The following is a 17,071-nucleotide window of genomic DNA, read 5'->3' as shown; positions in this document are numbered from 1 at the left end:
GCCGTGGTGCGGAGGCCCGCCCTCGTCGGGCCACCCCCGCCGGGTGCGCCGGGTGCGCCGGACGCCGGGGCGCCGTCACGCGTCGCCGGTCGTCCTCGTGTACGACACACGCTTCTCCGGTCCACGTCATGCCGAAATGTACTTTGTATACTTAGCTTCTCCCCCGGTGAACGGAGGAGTCAAGTGCTCCGGGGTCCGGAGAAACGCGGGCCACGGCGCCGGCGAGGAGGCGATCGTGAGCGGCGAGCGGAACGGACGTGGTGCGTCCTCCCCCCGACGTGGCATGGCTCCGTCCGGGCGCGATGCCCCTTCGCCCGTACGCAGCCGGCTCACCCGGGCACGGGTCCTGGCCGCGGCGGTCGCCCTGGCGGACCGCGAGGGCATGCCCGCGCTCACCATGCGCCGACTGGCCACCGACCTGGGCGTGGAACCGATGGCGCTCTACCACTACGCCGCCGGCAAGGACGAACTGCTCAACGGCATGATCGAGGCCTTCTACGCCGAGGTGAACGAGCGACTCGGCCCGGTGCCGTCCGAGGTCGACTGGCGGGCCGAGGTGCACCGGATCGCCGCGGTGTTCTGCGCCGTGGCCGACACGCATCCGGCCCTGCTGCCGCTGGTGGTCGCCCGACCGCTCTCCGTCCCGCTGGCCCGTCGGCCGACCTCGATGCTCCGGCTGAACGAGCGGCTCCTCGACCTGATCGGCCGGGGCGGCTTCGACGGGGCGCAGGCACTGTGGATCTACCGCGCCCTGGCGGGCTGGATCCTCGGCTACCTGCTCGTCGACAAACGGCAGATCGTCGACAACCCCGACGAGCCCGAACCACTGCTACGGCTCGGCCTGCACCGCCTCCCGGCCGCCGAGTACCCGCGGCTTCGCGCACTGGCCCCCCTGCTGGCCGAGCACGACGCCCCGACGGAGCTGGCGGCCGGCCTCGACATCCTGCTGGACGCACTGACGGCCGAGCACTGACGTGTCCGGGGCGGCCGGCCGGGCCTGTCGCACCCGCATGGCACACTCACCGCCATGACGATGATCGAAGCGATAGCAGCGGTTCTGCAGGCGAGCGACCCGGCGGGCGACCCCGGATACAGCGGCGAATTCACCCTGGCCGGGCGGCTGTTGAGCCGCGGTCAGATCGCGGTGTCCGGGCTCGACGGCGCCGAGTTCTACACCTTCGACACCGTCGGCGACGGGCTGCACGAGGTGTATCTGGCGTACGACCGGCACGACGGGCGGGGCGCCACCGTCTCCGCGGTCGCCCTGATCGCGAGCGGCACCACCCCGCAGGCGCTGACGGAGGCGAGCTGGGAGGAGGCGTCCGACGACGTCAACATGCTGAGCGAGGACGCCTCGGTGATCTACTCCCACACCCCGGACAACCTGGCCATCGGCCACGCCCTCCACCGAACCCCCGGCTTCGCCCAGGCCGAAGACCCGGTGGCCCACGCCGTGGCCGAACTCGAGGCACAGCAGGAGGCCGGCTCCCTCCTCCCGGTACTCGACATCGTCGTGGACCCGGCCGGCGGCGCGAACGCCCTGGTCTTCCCGACCTGCGACTTCACCGCGGGCAGCATCCTGATCGGACGGGACGAGACCGGTACGGGCGTCGGCATCTTCTGGTCGAACTTCGACGGCTGACACCGCGGCGACGGTTCGCCGGCCGTTGAACCTCTCCGGCCGAACAGCCCGTTCGCGCCCGATTCTCCTTCCGATTGGCATAGGCACGGCAAAATCTTCACCGCTGGACCGGTCCGCCCCTGGACGCGACGACGCCCCGCCTGCTTGGGTAACTCGCGTACGAACGCACGCAGTTCACCCCTCCCCCACACCCTCACCCGGGAGTACCGCATGCGCACAGGCACGTTCCGGACCGCCGCCCGCGTGGCCGCCGCACTGGCGCTGGCCGTCGTCGGCACCACCTCGCTGGCAGTCGACGCCACCGCCGGCCCGACCTCGACTCCGGCGCACTACGGGGTCAAGCCGCTGGCCAAGGGCCACAGCCTCCAGCCCGCCGCCCGGTCGACCAACACCCTCAAGGTCGGCTCCAGCGCCAGCCAGGGCGTGGTCTCGCCCACCCCGAAGGTGTACCTGGTCTTCTGGGGCTCCCAGTGGTCCTCGGACCCGGCAGGTGTCGCCCCCGACATGCAGAAGATGTTCCAGGGCCTCTACGGCAGCAAGGACACCTGGGGCACCATCCTCAATCAGTACTGCGAGGGCGTGGCGAAGGGCACCACCACCTGCGGCACCAAGGGCATCCACATCAACCACCCGACCAGCAGCCCGCTCGCCGGCGTCTGGTTCGACAACGCGGCGGCCGCCCCGAGCAGCGCCACCGCCAACCAGATCGCCGCCGAGGCCGGCAAGGCCGCCGGGCACTTCGGCAACACCACCCAGGCGCCCAACCTCAACGCCCAGTACGTGGTCGTCTCCCCGACCGGCACCCACCCGGACGGGTTCCCCAACTCCGGCTTCTGCGCCTGGCACGACAAGACCGCCACCACCTCGTACGGCACGATCGCCTACACCAACCTGCCGTACATCCCCGACAGCGGTGCCGGGGCCTGCACCACCTTCACCGACGGCCGACTGCTGTCCGGCATCGAGTCGACCGAGACCCACGAGTACGCCGAGACCGTCACCGACTTCTGGCCCAGCATCGGCTGGAACGGCGGGGGCGGCGAGATCGGTGACGCCTGCGTCGACCTCGACGCGTACGTCGCGCTCAGCACCGGCACCTTCGACCTCCAGGGGCTGTGGTCGAACTCGGCCAACAAGTGCGTCACCCACGGCTGATCGGACGTCACAGGCGCCTCCCCCGCCATCAGGGGGAGGCGCCGAAACCGGGGACCGGCCCGGGGGACGTCACCGCTTGACGGCCACTCCCGCGTAGGCCGGAGCCGCCTGCTGCCAGCCTTCGTGCAGCTGCCCCTGCGGCCGCCACAGGGGCAGCTGCACCAGTCCTGGATCGACGAGTTCGAAGTCCCCGAAGAACGCCTCCACTTCGGCCCGCGCCCGCAGGACCAGGGGTGAGCTGGCGCCGCGGTAGATCCGGGTGGTCTCCTCGGCCATCTGCGGCGTCATCAGATCCTGCGTACCGTGCGAGAGGATCAGCATGCTCCCGGGTGCCAGGGCGTCCCGCAGCCGGGCCACCGTCTCGGCGGCCCCCTCCTCGTCCCGGACGAAGTGCAGCACCGCCACCAGCATCAGGGCCACCGGCCGGGAGAGGTCGAGCGCCTGCTTCAGCCCCGGATCGGCGAGGATCGCGGCCGGGTCACGCAGATCGGCGTGGAGCACCGTGGTGTACCCGGCCGGGTGGTGGGCCAGCAGGGCACGGGCGTGGGTGAGGACGATCGGGTCGTTGTCGACATAGACCACGCGGGCGTCCGGAGCGACCCGGTGGGCGACCTCGCTGGTGCTGCCCACCGCCGGGATCCCGGTGCCGATGTCGAGGAACTGCCGCACACCGCAGCCCGCCGCGAACTCCACCGCACGGCCGAGGAACGCGCGGTTGAGCCGGGCCCCGAGCCGGGCATCGGGCATGAGCGCGATGATCTTCTCGGCAGCCTCCCGGTCGGCCGGGAAGTTGTCCTTGCCGCCCAGGTAGTAGTCGTACATCCGCGCGGGGTGGGGGATTCCGGTGTTCAGCTCCGCCGGAGGCTGCCACTCCCTGGTCAGGGTCGCGGCCGGCCCACCGGGCTCCAGCTCGTCCTGCATCAGCTCTCCCCCTCGTTCCTGACATCGCGTCACGACATCCTAGCCAACTCGCGGCACGGTGACGGGTCCTCGTCACAGGAGGTGCGGACCTCGGCCCGGGGCGACGGGACAGTCTCGGCAAGCGGCCCGCCCCTGTCAGTCCGGATGGTTCCGGATTCTGCGCCGCACGGTGCGTGGCTACCGTTCTGACCGCTCGACACCCGGTGGTCCGGACGGACCGTTTGCACCCGCCTTCAGGAGGTCACAGTGACCGCGCACCACCCCACCCGCAGGAGCCTTCTCAAGTCCGCCGGCGGGCTCGGCGCCACGCTGGCGCTCGGCGCCGTGGGTTCGTTGGCGTCGGCGAGGCCGGCGGCGGCCGCCGACAACGGCTTCGGCCTGACCATCGTGGACCGCAACGAGAGCGACCCGCGGATGTGGTACTACCGCTTCCAGACCTCCGCGATCGGCTGGAACCCCGCCGTGAACGTGCTGCTGCCGGACGACTACCAGTGGAGCGGCCGCACCTACCCGGTGCTCTACCTGTTCCACGGGGGCGGCACCGACCAGGACTTCATCACCTTCGACCGGGCGGGCATCCGCGACTGGACCGCCGGCAAGCCGATCATCGTGGTGATGCCGGACGGCGGCCACGCCGGCTGGTACTCCAACCCGGTCAGCTCCAACGTGGGCCCGCGCAACTGGGAGGAGTTCCACATCAACCAGCTGCTGCCGTGGGTCGAGGCCAACTTCCGTACCTACGCCGAGTACGACGGCCGCGCGGTGGCCGGCTTCTCGATGGGCGGGTTCGGCGCGCTGAAGTACGCCGCCAAGTACTACGGCCACTTCGCCTCGGTCAGCGCCCACTCCGGCCCGGCCAGCCTTCGCCGGGACAACGGTCTGGTGGCGCACTGGGCCAACGCCTCCTCCGCCGCGCTGGACCTGGCCGGCGGCACCATCTACGGGGTGCCGTTCTGGGACCAGGCGCGGGTGAGCGCCGACAACCCGGTGGAGCGGATCGAGAGCTACCGCAACAAGCGGATCTTCCTGGTCGCCGGCACCAGCCCCGACCCGGTCGACTGGTTCAGCACCGTCAACGAGACCCAGGTCCTGGCCGGGCACCGGGAGTTCCGCCCCCTGCTCGACCGGGCCGGCATCCCGTACGAGGCGCACGAGGTGCCCGGCGGCCACATCATCCGGCCGGACATGTTCCGGCTCGACCTGGACGGCATCATCGACCGCCTGCGCAAGGCGTGAGGGCGGCCCAGGTGCTCCCCTCCCTCCCGATGACCGCGCGGCGCGCCGCGCGGCTGGCCCTGGCCGCGGCCGCCCTGCTGCTGCCGACCGCCGTACCGGCCACCCCCGCTGCGGCCGCCGGGTTCCAGGCGTCCTGCCCGGCCGCCGGGTACATCTCCCAGGGCTACACCCCGGAACACAACGGCATCGACATCGCCAACGCCTACGGCACCCCGATCTACGCGGTCGGCGACGGCCAGGTGACGGCCTCCGGCCCGGCCCAGGGCTACGGCCAGTGGATCCGCATCCTGCACCCGGACGGCACCATCACCGAGTACGGGCACATGTCGGAGCGGGACGTGGCCGTCGGTGACCACGTCACCGCCGGGCAGCAGATCGCCCTGATGGGCAGCGAGGGCGAGTCCAGCGGCCCGCACCTGCACCTGCGGGTCTGGGCCGACCCGGACGCGAGCGTGCGCACCAACCCGATCCCCTACCTGGCGGACCGCGGGATCACCATGCCCTGCACCCCGGGTACCGGCCCCCGCCCGGCGCCGGTGGTGTATCCGGCGCAGTCCGGTCGGGTGGTGTCCGCGCGTTCGGCGGACGGCCGTCTGGAGGTGTTCGCGGCCGGTCCGAACGGTGCCTCCCACGCCTGGCAGACCACCGCCAGCGGCGCCTGGTCGGACTGGGAGTCACTCGGCGGCCCGGGCGGGGCCCAACTCGCCATCGGCGCCGACCAGGACGGCCGCCTGGAGATGTTCGCCCTCAACGGCAGCACCCTCCAGCACCGCTACCAGCTCCACCCCTCCGGCCTCTGGTCCGACTGGGAGACCTTCGGCAGCGGCGGCCACAACCTGGCCGTCGGCGCCAACCAGGACGGCCGACTCGAAGTCTTCGCCTCCGGCCCCGTCGGCGTCTTCCACAAGTACCAGACCGCACCCAACAGCGGCTGGTCCGACTGGGAATCCGCCGGCGGCGGCCCCGCCAACAGCGAGATCGCACTCGGCAAGGCCCCCGACGGCCGCCTCGAAGTCTTCGCCCTCAACGGAGACACGTTCCAACACCAATGGCAGACCGCCGTCAACGGCACCTGGTCCACCTGGGAGACCTTCGGCAGCGGCGGCCACGACCTCACCGTCGACCACAACCAGGACGGCCGACTCGAAGTCTTCGCCTCCGGCCCCGTCGGCGTCTTCCACAAATACCAGACCAACCCCACCACCTGGTCCGGCTGGGAAGCCGCCGGCGGCCCCGCCAACTCCCAACTCACCAGCCAGCCGACGGCGGACGGCCGCGTCGAGGTGTTCGCCATCAACGGCAGCACGGCGCAGCACACCTGGCAGGGCAATCTGAACGCCCCGTACGGCCAGTGGGACACCTTCGGCGGCCCCGGCACGGAGATCGTCGCCACCGCCAACGCCGACGGCCGCATCGAGGTGTTCGGCACCAGCAGCGCCGGCGTCTACCACAAGTGGCAGACCGGCTTCGCCACCTGGTCCGACTGGACCTGGCTCAACACCACCGCCGGCCCCGCAATCAGTTGAGGAGACACACGTGAGGAGCACGCAACGTGCCCGGCGGGCCCTGCTGTCCGCCCTTGTCCTGGTGGGCGCAACGACGAGCCTGACGGTCGGCGCCACACCCGCGCCTGCCGCCACCGGGATCGATCTGTGCGCCGAGGTCGGCTACAACGCGGGCTTCCGGGGCGACGCCCTGGTGACGGCGATCGCCGTCGGCATGGCCGAGTCCAGTTGCAACCCGTTGGCGTCCAACGTCCAGCACAACACACCACCGTCCACCGACCGCGGCCTGTGGGAGATCAACGACTACTGGCACTCCGAGGTCAGCGACGCCTGCGCCTACGACGCGCAGTGCAACGCCGATGCGGCGTACCGGATTTCCAACGGCGGTACCAACTGGCAGCCCTGGTCGACCTATGTCGAGGGCGCGCATGTGAGGTACCTGGACGCGGCGCGGGCCGCCGCCGACCGGCTCGGCCACCACGACCCGGGCCCGGCGCCGGTGGTGTATCCGGCGCAGTCGGGTCGGGTGGTGTCGGCGCGTTCGGCGGACGGTCGTCTGGAGGTGTTCGCGGCCGGTCCGAACGGTGTCTCCCATGCCTGGCAGACCACCGCCAGCGGCGCCTGGTCGGACTGGGAATCGCTCGGCGGACCCGGCGGGGCCCAACTCGCCATCGGCGCCGACCAGGACGGCCGCCTGGAGATGTTCGCCCTCAACGGCAGCACCCTCCAGCACCGCTACCAGCTCCACCCGTCGGGCCTCTGGTCCGACTGGGAGACCTTCGGCAGCGGCGGCCACAACCTCGCCGTCGGCGCCAACCAGGACGGCCGCCTCGAAGTCTTCGCCTCCGGACCCGTCGGCGTCTTCCACAAGTACCAGACCGCACCCAACAGCGGCTGGTCCGACTGGGAATCCGCCGGCGGCGGACCCGCCAACAGCGAGATCGCACTCGGCAAGGCCCCCGACGGCCGACTCGAGGTCTTCGCCCTCAACGGCGACACCTTCCAACACCAGTGGCAGACCGCCGTGAACGGCACCTGGTCCACCTGGGAGACCTTCGGCAGCGGCGGCCACGACCTCACCGTCGACCACAACCAGGACGGCCGACTCGAAGTCTTCGCCTCCGGCCCCGTCGGCGTCTTCCACAAGTACCAGACCAACCCGACCACCTGGTCCGGCTGGGAAGCCGCCGGCGGCCCCGCCAACTCCCAGCTCACCAGCGAGCATTCGCCGGACGGACGCGTCGAGGTGTTCGCGATCAACGGTGCGACCGCGCAGCACATCTGGCAGAACGGCGTCAATGCCCCGTACGGCCAGTGGGACACCTTCGGCGGCCCCGGCACGGAAATCGTCGCCACCGCCAACGCCGACGGCCGCATCGAGGTGTTCGGCACCAGCAGCGCCGGCGTCTACCACAAGTGGCAGACCGGTTTCGCCACCTGGTCCGACTGGGCCTGGCTCAACACCACCGCCGGACCCGCCGTCAACTGACCGCCCAGCGGTCACCCTGGAGCACAGCCATGCATCCGATCAGCAGGCGCAGCCTGCTGCGGGCGGCCGGAGCGGGAGCACTCGTGCTCCCGCTCGCGGGCCGTGCCGCCACCGCGACCGCCGGTGCCACCGGGCCACGCCTGTGGGTCGGTACCGGCCCGTTCGCCCAGGTCTACGACCCGTCCACGGTGCGGCGCCGTTACCTCAACGACCACACGCTGATCCGGGCCGGCGGGCGCTGGCACCTGTTCAGCATCGTCGGCGACAGCGCGCCGCCCGGGCAGGCCCCCGACAGTTCGGCCGAGGTGTCGCTGGCGCACGCCTCGGCGCCCGACCCGTCCGGGCCCTGGACCAGCCATCCGGACGCGCTGACCGTCGACCCCTCCTACTTCGGGGAGGAACACCTGTGGGCCCCGCACGTCGTGGAGTCGGACGGCGTGCACTGGATGTTCTACGCCGCAGGCGGGCGCACCGGGGCGGCGATCAACGCCGCGACCTCCACCGACCTGTTCACCTGGACCAGGCTGCCGTCCGGGCCGCTGTTCCGCGGGAACGCCGCCCGCGACCCGATGGTGCTGCGGATCGGCGCCGAGTGGGTGATGTACTACACCGAGCTGTCCGCGGCCGACGGTCGGCACCAGGTCTGTTACCGGCGCTCCGCCGACCTGCTGACCTGGGGCGCTCCCGGGGTCGCGTTCGCCGACGCGGCCACCTCCGCCGACGGCGTGTCGGTCACCGAGTCGCCCTTCGTGGTGGCCCGGGACGGCTGGTACTACCTGTTCGTCGGGCCGCGGAACGGCTACGAGGGCACCGACGTCCTCGCCTCCCGGGATCCGCTCCGCTTCACCGTCGAGGGCTACGCCGGCCATGTGCCGGGCCACGCGGTGGAGGTCGTCACGGACGGGCAGCAGTGGTGGGCGAGCGCCGCCGGCTGGTTCCGGCACGGCCTGTACCTGGCACCGCTGAGCTGGCGGTCCGCCCCACCGCCGTGGCAGAGCCCGGACAACCCGGTCGCCGCCCTGGACGTGCAGGGCCGGCTGACGGTGTTCGCCCTCGACGCGGCCGACCGGTCGGTGCTGCGCCGGGTCCAACTCGATCCGGACACCGACACATGGTCGGACTGGGAGGTGTTCGGCGGCCCGGCGGGCGCGGTGCCCGTGCTCGGCCGCGACGCCGACGGCCGGCTGGAGGTGTTCTCGCTCGCCCCCGGCGGCGCCGGCCTGGACCACCGCGTCCAGCGCCCGGACGGCGCCTGGTCGGACTGGGAGGTGTTCGGCGGCTCGGCCGGCGCCGCCCCCGCCGTCGCCCTGGGCGCCGACGGCCGCCTGGAGGTCTTCGCGCCCGGCCCGGGCGGCGCCCTGATCGCGCACCGCCGCCAGACCTCCCCCGGCTCACTCGCCTGGGACGCCTGGGACGCGGGCTTCGGCGGCCCGGTGGCCGCACCGCCGGTCGTCGCCGCCAACGCCGACGGCCGCTTGGAGGTGTTCGCGCTCGCGCCCGGTGGCGCGGCGCTGCTGCACCGCTGGCAGACCTCGCCCGGCGGCGCCTGGTCCGGCTGGGAGCGCTTCGGCACGCCCGCCGGGGCCGCGCCGCGGGTGGCCCGCGACGGCACCGGGCGGCTGACCGTCACCGCGACCGCCCCGTCCGGTACGGCCGCCTTCCAGCGCCGCCAGTCGGTGCCCAGCGGGGGCTGGGACGACTGGCAGCCGCTCCTTGCCTGGTCCACCGCCGCGCCGCTGGCGATACCCGGCGCGGACGGTCGACTGGAGGCGTTCACCCTCGCCCCCGGCGGCGAACGGCTCGCCCACCGCTGGCAGTCGGCGCCCGGCGGAGCCTGGGCACCGGACGGCGTGCTCGGCGAGGACTTCGGCGAACCGGGCCTGGTGCTCGCCGCGCCGCCCTCGGCCGCGGTCGCCCCCACCGGGCGGCTGCACGTCTTCGCGGTCGCCGAGGACGGTCGGCTGCGCACCCGCGTCCAGGACCGGCCGAGCGGCGGCTGGCGGCCGTGGACGGCCTTCGGCGACCGTCCGGTGGCGCCGCTGCGGTCGGGGGCGCCGATGCTCTGACCGCTGCTCCGACCCCCGGGCCGCCCACCTGCATCACCGTCGGGTGACTCGCACCACCACCCGGTTTATTGTCATGCTCAAAAGGGGTAGCGTTTCGCCCGTCTGGTCATGGTCGGCACACGAAACGGGGAGCGGTGCGCGGGACGGGGGAACGGTGAGCGGGATCGTCGTCCACCTGCCGGAGGGGAACGGCACCGACGCGGTGACCCTGCGGCTCGGCCCGGGCGAGCGGGCGCGCTTCGGCCGCGGCTCCGTCGGCACGCCGGTGGAGCTCCGGCTCGGTGACGAGACGGTCTCCCGTCTGGCGGGCGAGATCCACGCGACCGACGACCACTGGCAGTTGAGCAACCTCAGCAACACCCACGCCTACCTGGTCGAGAACCCCGAGGGCGCCGGCGAGTACCTGCGGGTGCCGCCACGGCGGGTCGGCGCGCCGATCCCGTTCGAGTTCTCCCGGGTGGTGCTGCCCTCGCGGCGGGAAACCCCGCTCTCCTTCCAGGTGTTCGCGCCCGACCACGTCTACCTGGACCCGCACGCCCGCGGCGGTTCCGCGCGGAGCCGCACCATGACGGCGTACTCGCTGGACGAGACCGCCACCTACTTCCTGGTCCTGGTCGCGCTCTGCGAACCCTGGCTGCGTGACCGCTCGCCCGCCGCCGTACCCACCACCCCCCAGGTGGTCGAGCGGCTGCGCGGCCACCCCGCCTGTTCCCGGCTCACCGCCCGCGCGGTCAGCTCGCACCTCGACTACCTCGCCGACGAGAAGCTCCGCATCGACCTGCCCGACGACGCGGGCCGGGCCGACCGCCGCAGCGGCAAGCGCGAAGCCGTCGTCGGGCTCGCCCTGAAGTTCGGCATCGTCCGCGAGGAGCACCTCGCGCTCCTGCCGCCCTCCGACCCCACCGGGTCCGGGCGCTAGGGAGGGCTCCGATGCTGTACGACCTGGCACACTGCGGCGACCGCGAGGACATGCTGCCACCCGGCCACCGGGTCGGCGACTGGATCGTCACCGAGCCCATCGGCGAGGGCGGCTGGGCGACCGTCTACGCCGCCCACCGGGCCGAGGGCTCCGCCGGCCCGGACGACACCGTCGCCCTCAAGGTGCTGCCGACCGCCGGACTCGCCCCCCGACAGGCCCGCCAGGTCGCCGAAAGCGCCCGCCGGGAAGCCGAGTTGGCCCGCACCGCACCGCACCCCCGGCTGGTCCGGCTGCTCGACACCCTCGTCCTGGCCGCCCCCGACCACCCGACGCTGGACGGTGCGATCGTCCTGGTCATGGAACGCGCCCGGTGCACGCTGCGCGATCTGCTCACCACCGGCGTCGACGAGGCCCAGGGCGGCCGGATCGTCGCCGGCATCTGCGAGGGCCTGGCCCACCTGCACCGCTCCGGCTGGGTCCACATCGACCTCAAACCAGAGAACGTCCTCATCGGGCAGGACGGCGAGGTCCGCCTCTCCGACTTCGGCCTCGCCATCGAACTCACCGGCACCCACGGCCACTCCGCTCCCCTGGGCACCCCCGACTACCTCCCGCCGGAACGCTGGCAGGAACCCCTGGGCGAGCACGGCGTCAGGACCCGTACCACCGCCGACATCTGGGCGCTCGGCATCGTGATCCACGAGGTGTTCACCGGCGGCCTCCCCGCCTTCCCCGGTGCCACCCCGACGGCCCGCGCCGCCGCCGTCCGGCAGTACGCCGAAGGCCGCGCCGCGCTGCGCCTGGACCCTTCCGTCCCCCCGTTCTGGCGCGCCCTCGCCGCCGACTGCCTCGCCCCCACCCACGCGGCCCGTGCCCCGCACACCGCCGAACGCCTGCTCGCCCGCATCCACGGCCACCGGTCCGGCCGCCGTCCCCGCCGCCCGCGGCCGCGCACCACCCTGCTCGCTCTCGCCGCTCTCGCCGCCTGCGCCGCGGCGGCCGTCACCGCGGCCGCCCTCTGGCCGCGCCCCGGCCCACCGGCACCGCACGCCCGGATCCGGGTCTTCAACGCCGAACGCGACTGCCAGGACCGCACCGACCGCGACCCGCAGTGCAGCCTCGGCCTTGCCGTCGACCCGATGCGCCCCTACACCGCCGGGAACGTCGTCCCCACGCGGGTCTGGCACAACGACACCCTCGACGCCGACTGCCAACTCCCCACCGGCCTCCCGGTCATCAACGAGGACGACCTCTCCTCCACCCTCTGGTACCGCGTCCGCCTCCCCGGCCCCACCACCGCCTGGCTCCCCGCCATCCGCACCAAGGACCGCCCCACCCTCGACCGCTGCCCCTGACCGCAGCAGACGAGCTTGGCGGGGAGCGGGCGCAGCCCGCTCGCGCCCGTCCGGGCGGACGGCGATGATGGGTGGATGCGACGGGATCTCGTTGTGGTGGGCGCGCCCACCAGCGCGGGCAGCTACGCACCCGGCCAGGAAGCCGCACCGAGCGTGCTGCGCGAGCTGGGCCTGATCGATCACCTGAGGGCGGCGGGCCGCCGGGTACGGGATGCGGGGGACGGGCCGCTGCACGTGTGGGCCCCGGACCCGCGGCACCCGCGGGCCCAGAACCTCACGGCCGTGGTCCAAGCCGTCAAGGCGGTCGCCGACCACGTCGCCGGAGCGCTGGAGGAGGACGCGGACGTCCTGGTCATCGGCGGCAACTGCACCGTCGCACTGGGGGTGATGGCAGCGCTCACGGCAGTCGCCCCGGACGCCGGCCTGCTCTACATCGACCGGCACTTCGATCTCAACACACCCGCGAGCACCCGCGACGGCGCCCTCGACTGGATGGGGCTCGCCCACGGACTGGACCTGCCCGGGGCCGCGGAGCCGCTGGCGGCCGCCTTCACCCACCGCCCGCTGCTCACCCCGGACCGGCTCCACCTCCTCGGCATCGACCCCGAAGCCGCCACCTCCTGGGAACGCGAGCAGGCCGAAGTCCTGGGCCTGCGATGGGGATCGCACACCGATCTCGCCGCCACGCCGGCAGCCGAGGTGACCCGGGCCCTCGGTACGCTCCCGTCCGGTCCCCTGGCCGTGCACCTCGACGTCGACGTCCTGGACTTCACCGACGCGCCACTCGCCGAGAGCACGGACGGCCGCAACAGCGGCCCCACGCTCGACGCCGTGTCCGAGGCGCTGGACACCGCCTGCCGGGACCCGCGCTTGCGGGCGCTCTCGGTCTGCGAGCTCAACCCGTCCCGCGCGGCCGGATACCCCGCCGTCCTCGACCGGTTGGTGGCAAGCCTCCAACACGCCCTGCGCGCAACCCCGTGAACCGCGGGCCCGGACCTCGGCAGCTACTCCGGCAGCCAGACCTCTTCCATCCGGATCGTGGCGTCCTCGGTGTGGCGTACGCGGAAGCGGGACATCGCGAGGGCCTCATGGCCCCACGGGCTGTACGGGGCCAGCAGGACGTGGCCGAAGTGCTCCCAGGGCACGGACGCGAGGTCCCCGTCCAGGTCGATCCACTCCGCCGCGAGGACGTCGGAACCGATCCCGAGCGCGCGCACGATCGCGTGCGGGTCGCCGTCGACGTGGCACTGGTCCGCGGAGGTCCACCCCTCGGAGTGCAGCCTGAGCCCGCCGGGCAGGTGGACACTGGTTTCCGTGTGGTTCTCCCCGCAGTCCACGCTTGCCGACCCGACGATCCGGGCCTCGGGAAACCGTTCGGCCAGGGCGTCGGTCTGCTCCAGCAGTGAGTCGTGGTGGCCGCGGCCCGCGAGGGCGCAGTCCGCGATCGCGACGACGTTGCCCCAGCAGCCGACCCGGACCAGGTCGAGGTCGGCCACCGTCCGCGGCGACTCGGGCCCGGCGTCGGTGAGGGGAAGTTCTTCGAGGACGGCCTCGATGGTGGGGAAGGATCCGGCAAAGGCCCGAGCGCGCGCCGGGTCGTGTGCGGCGAACCTCGCCGTGACGTCGGGAGAGGAAGGACGGTGCGGGCGGAACGGTGGCAGGACCACCGTGATGGCGCACTCGCCGTATCCCTCGAGTGTCCGCCCGGGCGGAAACCGCCAGAAGTTGGTGTCGGTCACGGCTGCCACCGTAACGACCGCCACCGACGGCCTCCGGGCCGACCGGAACCAGCGCGCTCACCAACTTCCGGACAAAGGGCTACCGTGGAGACATGCCCCTCGCGGTGTCGGGCGTCGGCCTGTGGCTGCTTCGGCTGTTGACGGCAGCCGGGCTGGCCGTCGATGCCTATGTGCACGCCGATCTCGCCGGCCGGTACGACCTTGTCGGCGGCGACATCAGCCAAGGCACACTGTTCCGGCTCGAGGCGGCGGTCGCGTCCTTCGCCGCCCTGCTGATCCTGCTGATCGCGAACCGGGTCACCTGGGCGATCGCCTTCCTCGTCGCGGCCAGTGCCCTGGGCGCGATCCTGCTGTACTTCTACGTCGATGTCGGCAGGATCGGTCCGCTGCCGAACATGTACGAGCCGCTCTGGTACTCGCAGAAGACGACCGCAACCGTCGCGGAGGGGGTCGCCGCAGCCGCCGCGCTGACCGGCCTGGTGGTGACGTGGCAGGCCCCCCGCCACCGGAGGAAGCCCTCCGAGAGCCCGTAGCGCGTACCGATCCTCCGTGAGCGGGCCGGTCGTTCAGCGGTGCTCGGGGTTCTCGAAGTCGAAGCGGCAGCCCGCGTCCCACTCGGAGCGCTGGTTGCCGTGGGCCGGGATGCCGCCGGCGTCCTTGAGCATGCGGGCCAGGTGCAGTTGGTTCCAGGTCATGAAGGTGGTGTTGCGGTTGGTGAAGTCGTTCTCCGGTCCGCCGGAGCCCGGGTCGAGGTAGGACGGGCCGGGTCCGGCCTCGCCCACCCATCCGGCGTCGGCCTGGGGCGGGATGACGTATCCCAGGTGCTGGAGGCTGTAGAGCACGTTCATCGCGCAGTGCTTGGCGCCGTCCTCGTTGCCGGTGATCAGGCAGCCACCGACGCGCCCGTAGTAGGCGTACTGGCCGTGCTCGTTGAGGATCGACGAGCAGGCGTACAGGCGCTCGATCACCTGCTTCATGACGGAGGAGTTGTCTCCCAGCCACACGGGTCCGGCCAGGGTGAGGATGTCCGCGGCCATCACCTTCGAGTAGATGACCGGCCACTCGTCGGTCTCCCACCCGTGCTCCGTCATGTCCGGCCAGACGCCCGTCGCGATGTCGAGATCCACCGCCCGCACCACCTCGACCCGCACGCCCTGGCGTTCCATGATGCCGGTGCTGAGGTCGATCAGGCCCTGGGTGTGACTGCGCTCGGGTGAGCGTTTGAGGGTGCAGTTGATCACCAGGGCGCTGAGGTCGGAGTGGCTGGTGGTGCCGGCGGGGTCCGTGGGCGTCTGCATGCCCGCCATGGCAGCACGCCGGCCGGCGCCGGTCGAGCACCGTCGGCCGGCCGGGTGAGCCCGGCGCGTCGGCTCACATCCGCAGGGCGGGGTCAGTAGCGGCGCAGCTGGGGCCAGAGCTCGGGCCAGGGCTGGTGCGGGCCGTCGCAGAGGACGACTTCCGCGCCCTGTTCGTGGTTGTCGACGCCTTGGCCATTGTCGACGCGGGCGAGGGTGCGGCAGCCGGTGAAGGACTTCTCGAGGTGGGAGCGGCCGGCGGGGTGGACCAGCAGGACGGGGCCGTCGGTGCCGGGTGGGGGCGGGCCCCAGTCGGCGAGGCTCATGTGGCCGGAGTAGGGGGTGGGCAGGCCGAGGGCGGGGCCGTAGTGGGCGAGGGCGCCGGCTTCGCCGTAGTTGGCGGTGAGCAGGACGGCGCGGGATCGCTGGTCGGCGGGGACGGCGTCCCAGCCGCTGGCGGTGGCCCGGGCGAGTTCGGGCCAGCCGACCTGTTCGCCCTGGTCGGGGTCGAGGTTGCGGGTGACGGAGGCGGCCGAGGCGGGGAGGAGGGGAAGGGCGGCGAGGGTGGAGAGGGCGGCGGCGAGGACGAGGGTGCGGCCGCTCCGGTGGCGGGCGCGGCGGGCGAGGTCTTCGCAGCCGGCGGCGGTGATGGCGAGGAGCAGCGGCAGCGGGTAGTAGGGCTTGCCGCCGCCGACGAGGACGAGCAGGCACAGCACGGGGTGGGCGAAGAGGACCGGGCGGGCCCAGCCGAGGGTGTCGTCGCGCAGGATGCGGCGGGCGCCGAGGACGGCGACGGGGATCAGGAAGGGCGAGAACTGGAGGGCCTGCTGGGGGAGGAAGAGGAGCCGTCCGGTGAGGCCGCTGCCGGCGCTGATGAGGTGGGCGACCCGGAGTTCGGGCCAGCCGTGGGCGGCCTGCCACCACAGGGTGGGGGCGGCGATCAGCAGGGCGAGGGCGACCGCGACGAGCGGGAGCCGCGGGTCGGGCGGGAGGCGGCGGGCGAGGTCGCGGGGGCCGGCGGCGAGCAGGACGACGAGCAGGGCGAGCAGCAGGGCGAGGACGAGCTGCTTGTTGAGCAGGGCAATGCCGACGGCGGCGCCGAGCGCGGGCCACCAGCGGCTGTCGCGGGTGCGCAGCAGGCGCAGGACGACCAGGACGACGGCGAGCTCGACGGTCAGGTCGAAGGTGCTGGTGGAGAGCAGGTGGCCGACCGCGAGGACGTAGCCGGAGCAGGCGCAACAGGCGGCGGCGAGGATCTGTCCGCCGCGTCCGGCGCCGCATTCGCGGGCGATGAGTGCGGTGAGCGCGACGGTGGCGGCGGTGAGCAGGGCGGGGACGGTCCGCAGGGCGGTGGGGTTCTCGCCGAGGGCGTCGGCGGAGAGCCGGGCGATCAGCGGGGTGAGCGGGGGCTGGTCGACGTATCCCCAGGCGGCGTGCCGGCCGGCGAGGAGGAAGTACAGCTCGTCGCGGTGGAAGCCGTACCGTCCGGACAGCACCACCAGGCCGGTCGCGACGACGGTCGCGATGGTCATCACCGGGTGCAGCGCGAAGGGCCGCAGGTCGGTTTCCGTGTTCCCCCGAGTACTCACGGCGGGCAAGTCTGGCATCCCGGCGCCGTGCGCGGGAGGGGGCCTCGCCCGCTGCGGAGGATGCCCTGGCTGGCGGCCCTGCGGCCGCTGCGCGCGCACGGTCGGCGGATGTGGTCCGCAGCACGTCGGGGGGCGGGAACATCCGCGGTCGGGGGTAGGT

At 72.9% G+C, this 17,071-nt stretch carries 15 protein-coding genes; 11 read left to right on the top strand and 4 right to left on the bottom strand.

Annotated elements, in window-relative coordinates; genetic code table 11:
• The first annotated feature begins 283 nt into the window (after positions 1 to 283).
• The 3 genes from FHR36_RS33900 (at position 284) to FHR36_RS33890 (ending at position 2,797) form a co-directional block, all read left to right on the top strand.
• A complete protein-coding gene (locus FHR36_RS33900) occupies positions 284 to 973 on the top strand; it encodes a TetR/AcrR family transcriptional regulator (protein ID WP_253803648.1) in 690 nt (229 codons plus the stop codon).
• A gap of 54 nt (positions 974 to 1,027) precedes the next feature.
• The gene (locus FHR36_RS33895) at positions 1,028 to 1,642 is read left to right on the top strand and encodes a hypothetical protein (RefSeq protein ID WP_253803646.1); all 615 of its coding nucleotides are present in this window, start codon (positions 1,028 to 1,030) and stop codon (positions 1,640 to 1,642) included.
• Positions 1,643 to 1,852: 210 nt separating this feature from the next.
• Positions 1,853 to 2,797, top strand: a complete 945-nt coding sequence (locus tag FHR36_RS33890) for a hypothetical protein (protein WP_253803644.1) — start codon at positions 1,853 to 1,855, stop codon at positions 2,795 to 2,797.
• Between the two features lie 69 nt (positions 2,798 to 2,866).
• On the opposite strand, the gene FHR36_RS33885 is transcribed toward FHR36_RS33890, so the two are convergent.
• A complete protein-coding gene (locus FHR36_RS33885) occupies positions 2,867 to 3,718 on the bottom strand; it encodes an SAM-dependent methyltransferase (protein WP_253803643.1) in 852 nt (283 codons plus the stop codon).
• A gap of 246 nt (positions 3,719 to 3,964) precedes the next feature.
• On the opposite strand from FHR36_RS33885, the gene FHR36_RS33880 reads away from it, so the two are divergent.
• From FHR36_RS33880 to FHR36_RS33850, 7 genes are all read left to right on the top strand, one after another.
• A complete protein-coding gene (locus FHR36_RS33880) occupies positions 3,965 to 4,954 on the top strand; it encodes an alpha/beta hydrolase (RefSeq protein ID WP_253803641.1) in 990 nt (329 codons plus the stop codon).
• A 29-nt stretch (positions 4,955 to 4,983) separates the two neighbouring features.
• Positions 4,984 to 6,480: a DUF8189 domain-containing protein gene (locus FHR36_RS33875; RefSeq protein WP_253803639.1), complete on the top strand. Its 1,497-nt coding sequence runs from the start codon at positions 4,984 to 4,986 to the stop codon at positions 6,478 to 6,480.
• 10 nt (positions 6,481 to 6,490) lie between these two features.
• On the top strand, positions 6,491 to 7,948 hold the full coding sequence (locus FHR36_RS33870) for a DUF8189 domain-containing protein (protein WP_253803638.1): 1,458 nt from the start codon (positions 6,491 to 6,493) through the stop codon (positions 7,946 to 7,948).
• 29 nt (positions 7,949 to 7,977) lie between these two features.
• Positions 7,978 to 10,014 carry a DUF8189 domain-containing protein gene (locus tag FHR36_RS33865; protein ID WP_253803636.1) on the top strand — a complete coding sequence of 679 codons (2,037 nt, stop codon included), beginning with the start codon at positions 7,978 to 7,980 and terminating at the stop codon, positions 10,012 to 10,014.
• A 154-nt stretch (positions 10,015 to 10,168) separates the two neighbouring features.
• Positions 10,169 to 10,933, top strand: coding sequence for a serine/threonine protein kinase (locus tag FHR36_RS33860; protein WP_253803634.1), 765 nt, complete (start codon positions 10,169 to 10,171; stop codon positions 10,931 to 10,933).
• A gap of 11 nt (positions 10,934 to 10,944) precedes the next feature.
• Positions 10,945 to 12,288, top strand: a complete 1,344-nt coding sequence (locus FHR36_RS33855) for a serine/threonine-protein kinase (RefSeq protein WP_253803632.1) — start codon at positions 10,945 to 10,947, stop codon at positions 12,286 to 12,288.
• Positions 12,289 to 12,363: 75 nt separating this feature from the next.
• A complete protein-coding gene (locus FHR36_RS33850) occupies positions 12,364 to 13,269 on the top strand; it encodes an arginase family protein (protein WP_253803630.1) in 906 nt (301 codons plus the stop codon).
• Between the two features lie 23 nt (positions 13,270 to 13,292).
• Here the strand turns inward: FHR36_RS33850 and FHR36_RS33845 are convergent, their stop codons facing one another.
• Complete coding sequence (locus FHR36_RS33845) at positions 13,293 to 14,027, bottom strand: DUF6333 family protein (RefSeq protein WP_253803628.1); 735 nt, start codon at positions 14,025 to 14,027, stop codon at positions 13,293 to 13,295.
• 92 nt (positions 14,028 to 14,119) lie between these two features.
• Between FHR36_RS33845 and FHR36_RS33840 the strand changes: the two genes are divergently transcribed.
• Complete coding sequence (locus tag FHR36_RS33840) at positions 14,120 to 14,560, top strand: hypothetical protein (protein ID WP_253803626.1); 441 nt, start codon at positions 14,120 to 14,122, stop codon at positions 14,558 to 14,560.
• A gap of 33 nt (positions 14,561 to 14,593) precedes the next feature.
• On the opposite strand, the gene FHR36_RS33835 is transcribed toward FHR36_RS33840, so the two are convergent.
• A complete protein-coding gene (locus FHR36_RS33835; protein ID WP_253803624.1) occupies positions 14,594 to 15,325 on the bottom strand; it encodes a flavodoxin family protein in 732 nt (243 codons plus the stop codon).
• A 92-nt stretch (positions 15,326 to 15,417) separates the two neighbouring features.
• On the bottom strand, positions 15,418 to 16,911 hold the full coding sequence (locus tag FHR36_RS39675; RefSeq protein WP_308199712.1) for an ArnT family glycosyltransferase: 1,494 nt from the start codon (positions 16,909 to 16,911) through the stop codon (positions 15,418 to 15,420).
• Between the last annotated feature and the right edge of the window lie 160 nt (positions 16,912 to 17,071).

The sequence above is a fragment of the Kitasatospora cinereorecta genome (genome assembly GCF_024172095.1).
Classification (GTDB): Bacteria; Actinomycetota; Actinomycetes; order Streptomycetales; family Streptomycetaceae; genus Kitasatospora; species Kitasatospora cinereorecta.
This window is presented reverse-complemented; position numbering and strand designations above follow the sequence as displayed.

Coding starts and splice junctions, on each gene's coding strand:
- FHR36_RS33885 (WP_253803643.1), bottom strand. CDS start 3,718: ATGCAGGACGAGCTGGAGCCCGGTGGGCCGGCCGCGACCCTGACCAGG.
- FHR36_RS33890 (WP_253803644.1), top strand. CDS start 1,853: ATGCGCACAGGCACGTTCCGGACCGCCGCCCGCGTGGCCGCCGCACTG.
- FHR36_RS33900 (WP_253803648.1), top strand. CDS start 284: ATGGCTCCGTCCGGGCGCGATGCCCCTTCGCCCGTACGCAGCCGGCTC.
- FHR36_RS33850 (WP_253803630.1), top strand. CDS start 12,364: ATGCGACGGGATCTCGTTGTGGTGGGCGCGCCCACCAGCGCGGGCAGC.
- FHR36_RS33875 (WP_253803639.1), top strand. CDS start 4,984: ATGACCGCGCGGCGCGCCGCGCGGCTGGCCCTGGCCGCGGCCGCCCTG.
- FHR36_RS33835 (WP_253803624.1), bottom strand. CDS start 15,325: ATGCAGACGCCCACGGACCCCGCCGGCACCACCAGCCACTCCGACCTC.
- FHR36_RS33895 (WP_253803646.1), top strand. CDS start 1,028: ATGACGATGATCGAAGCGATAGCAGCGGTTCTGCAGGCGAGCGACCCG.
- FHR36_RS33840 (WP_253803626.1), top strand. CDS start 14,120: ATGCCCCTCGCGGTGTCGGGCGTCGGCCTGTGGCTGCTTCGGCTGTTG.
- FHR36_RS33855 (WP_253803632.1), top strand. CDS start 10,945: ATGCTGTACGACCTGGCACACTGCGGCGACCGCGAGGACATGCTGCCA.
- FHR36_RS33865 (WP_253803636.1), top strand. CDS start 7,978: ATGCATCCGATCAGCAGGCGCAGCCTGCTGCGGGCGGCCGGAGCGGGA.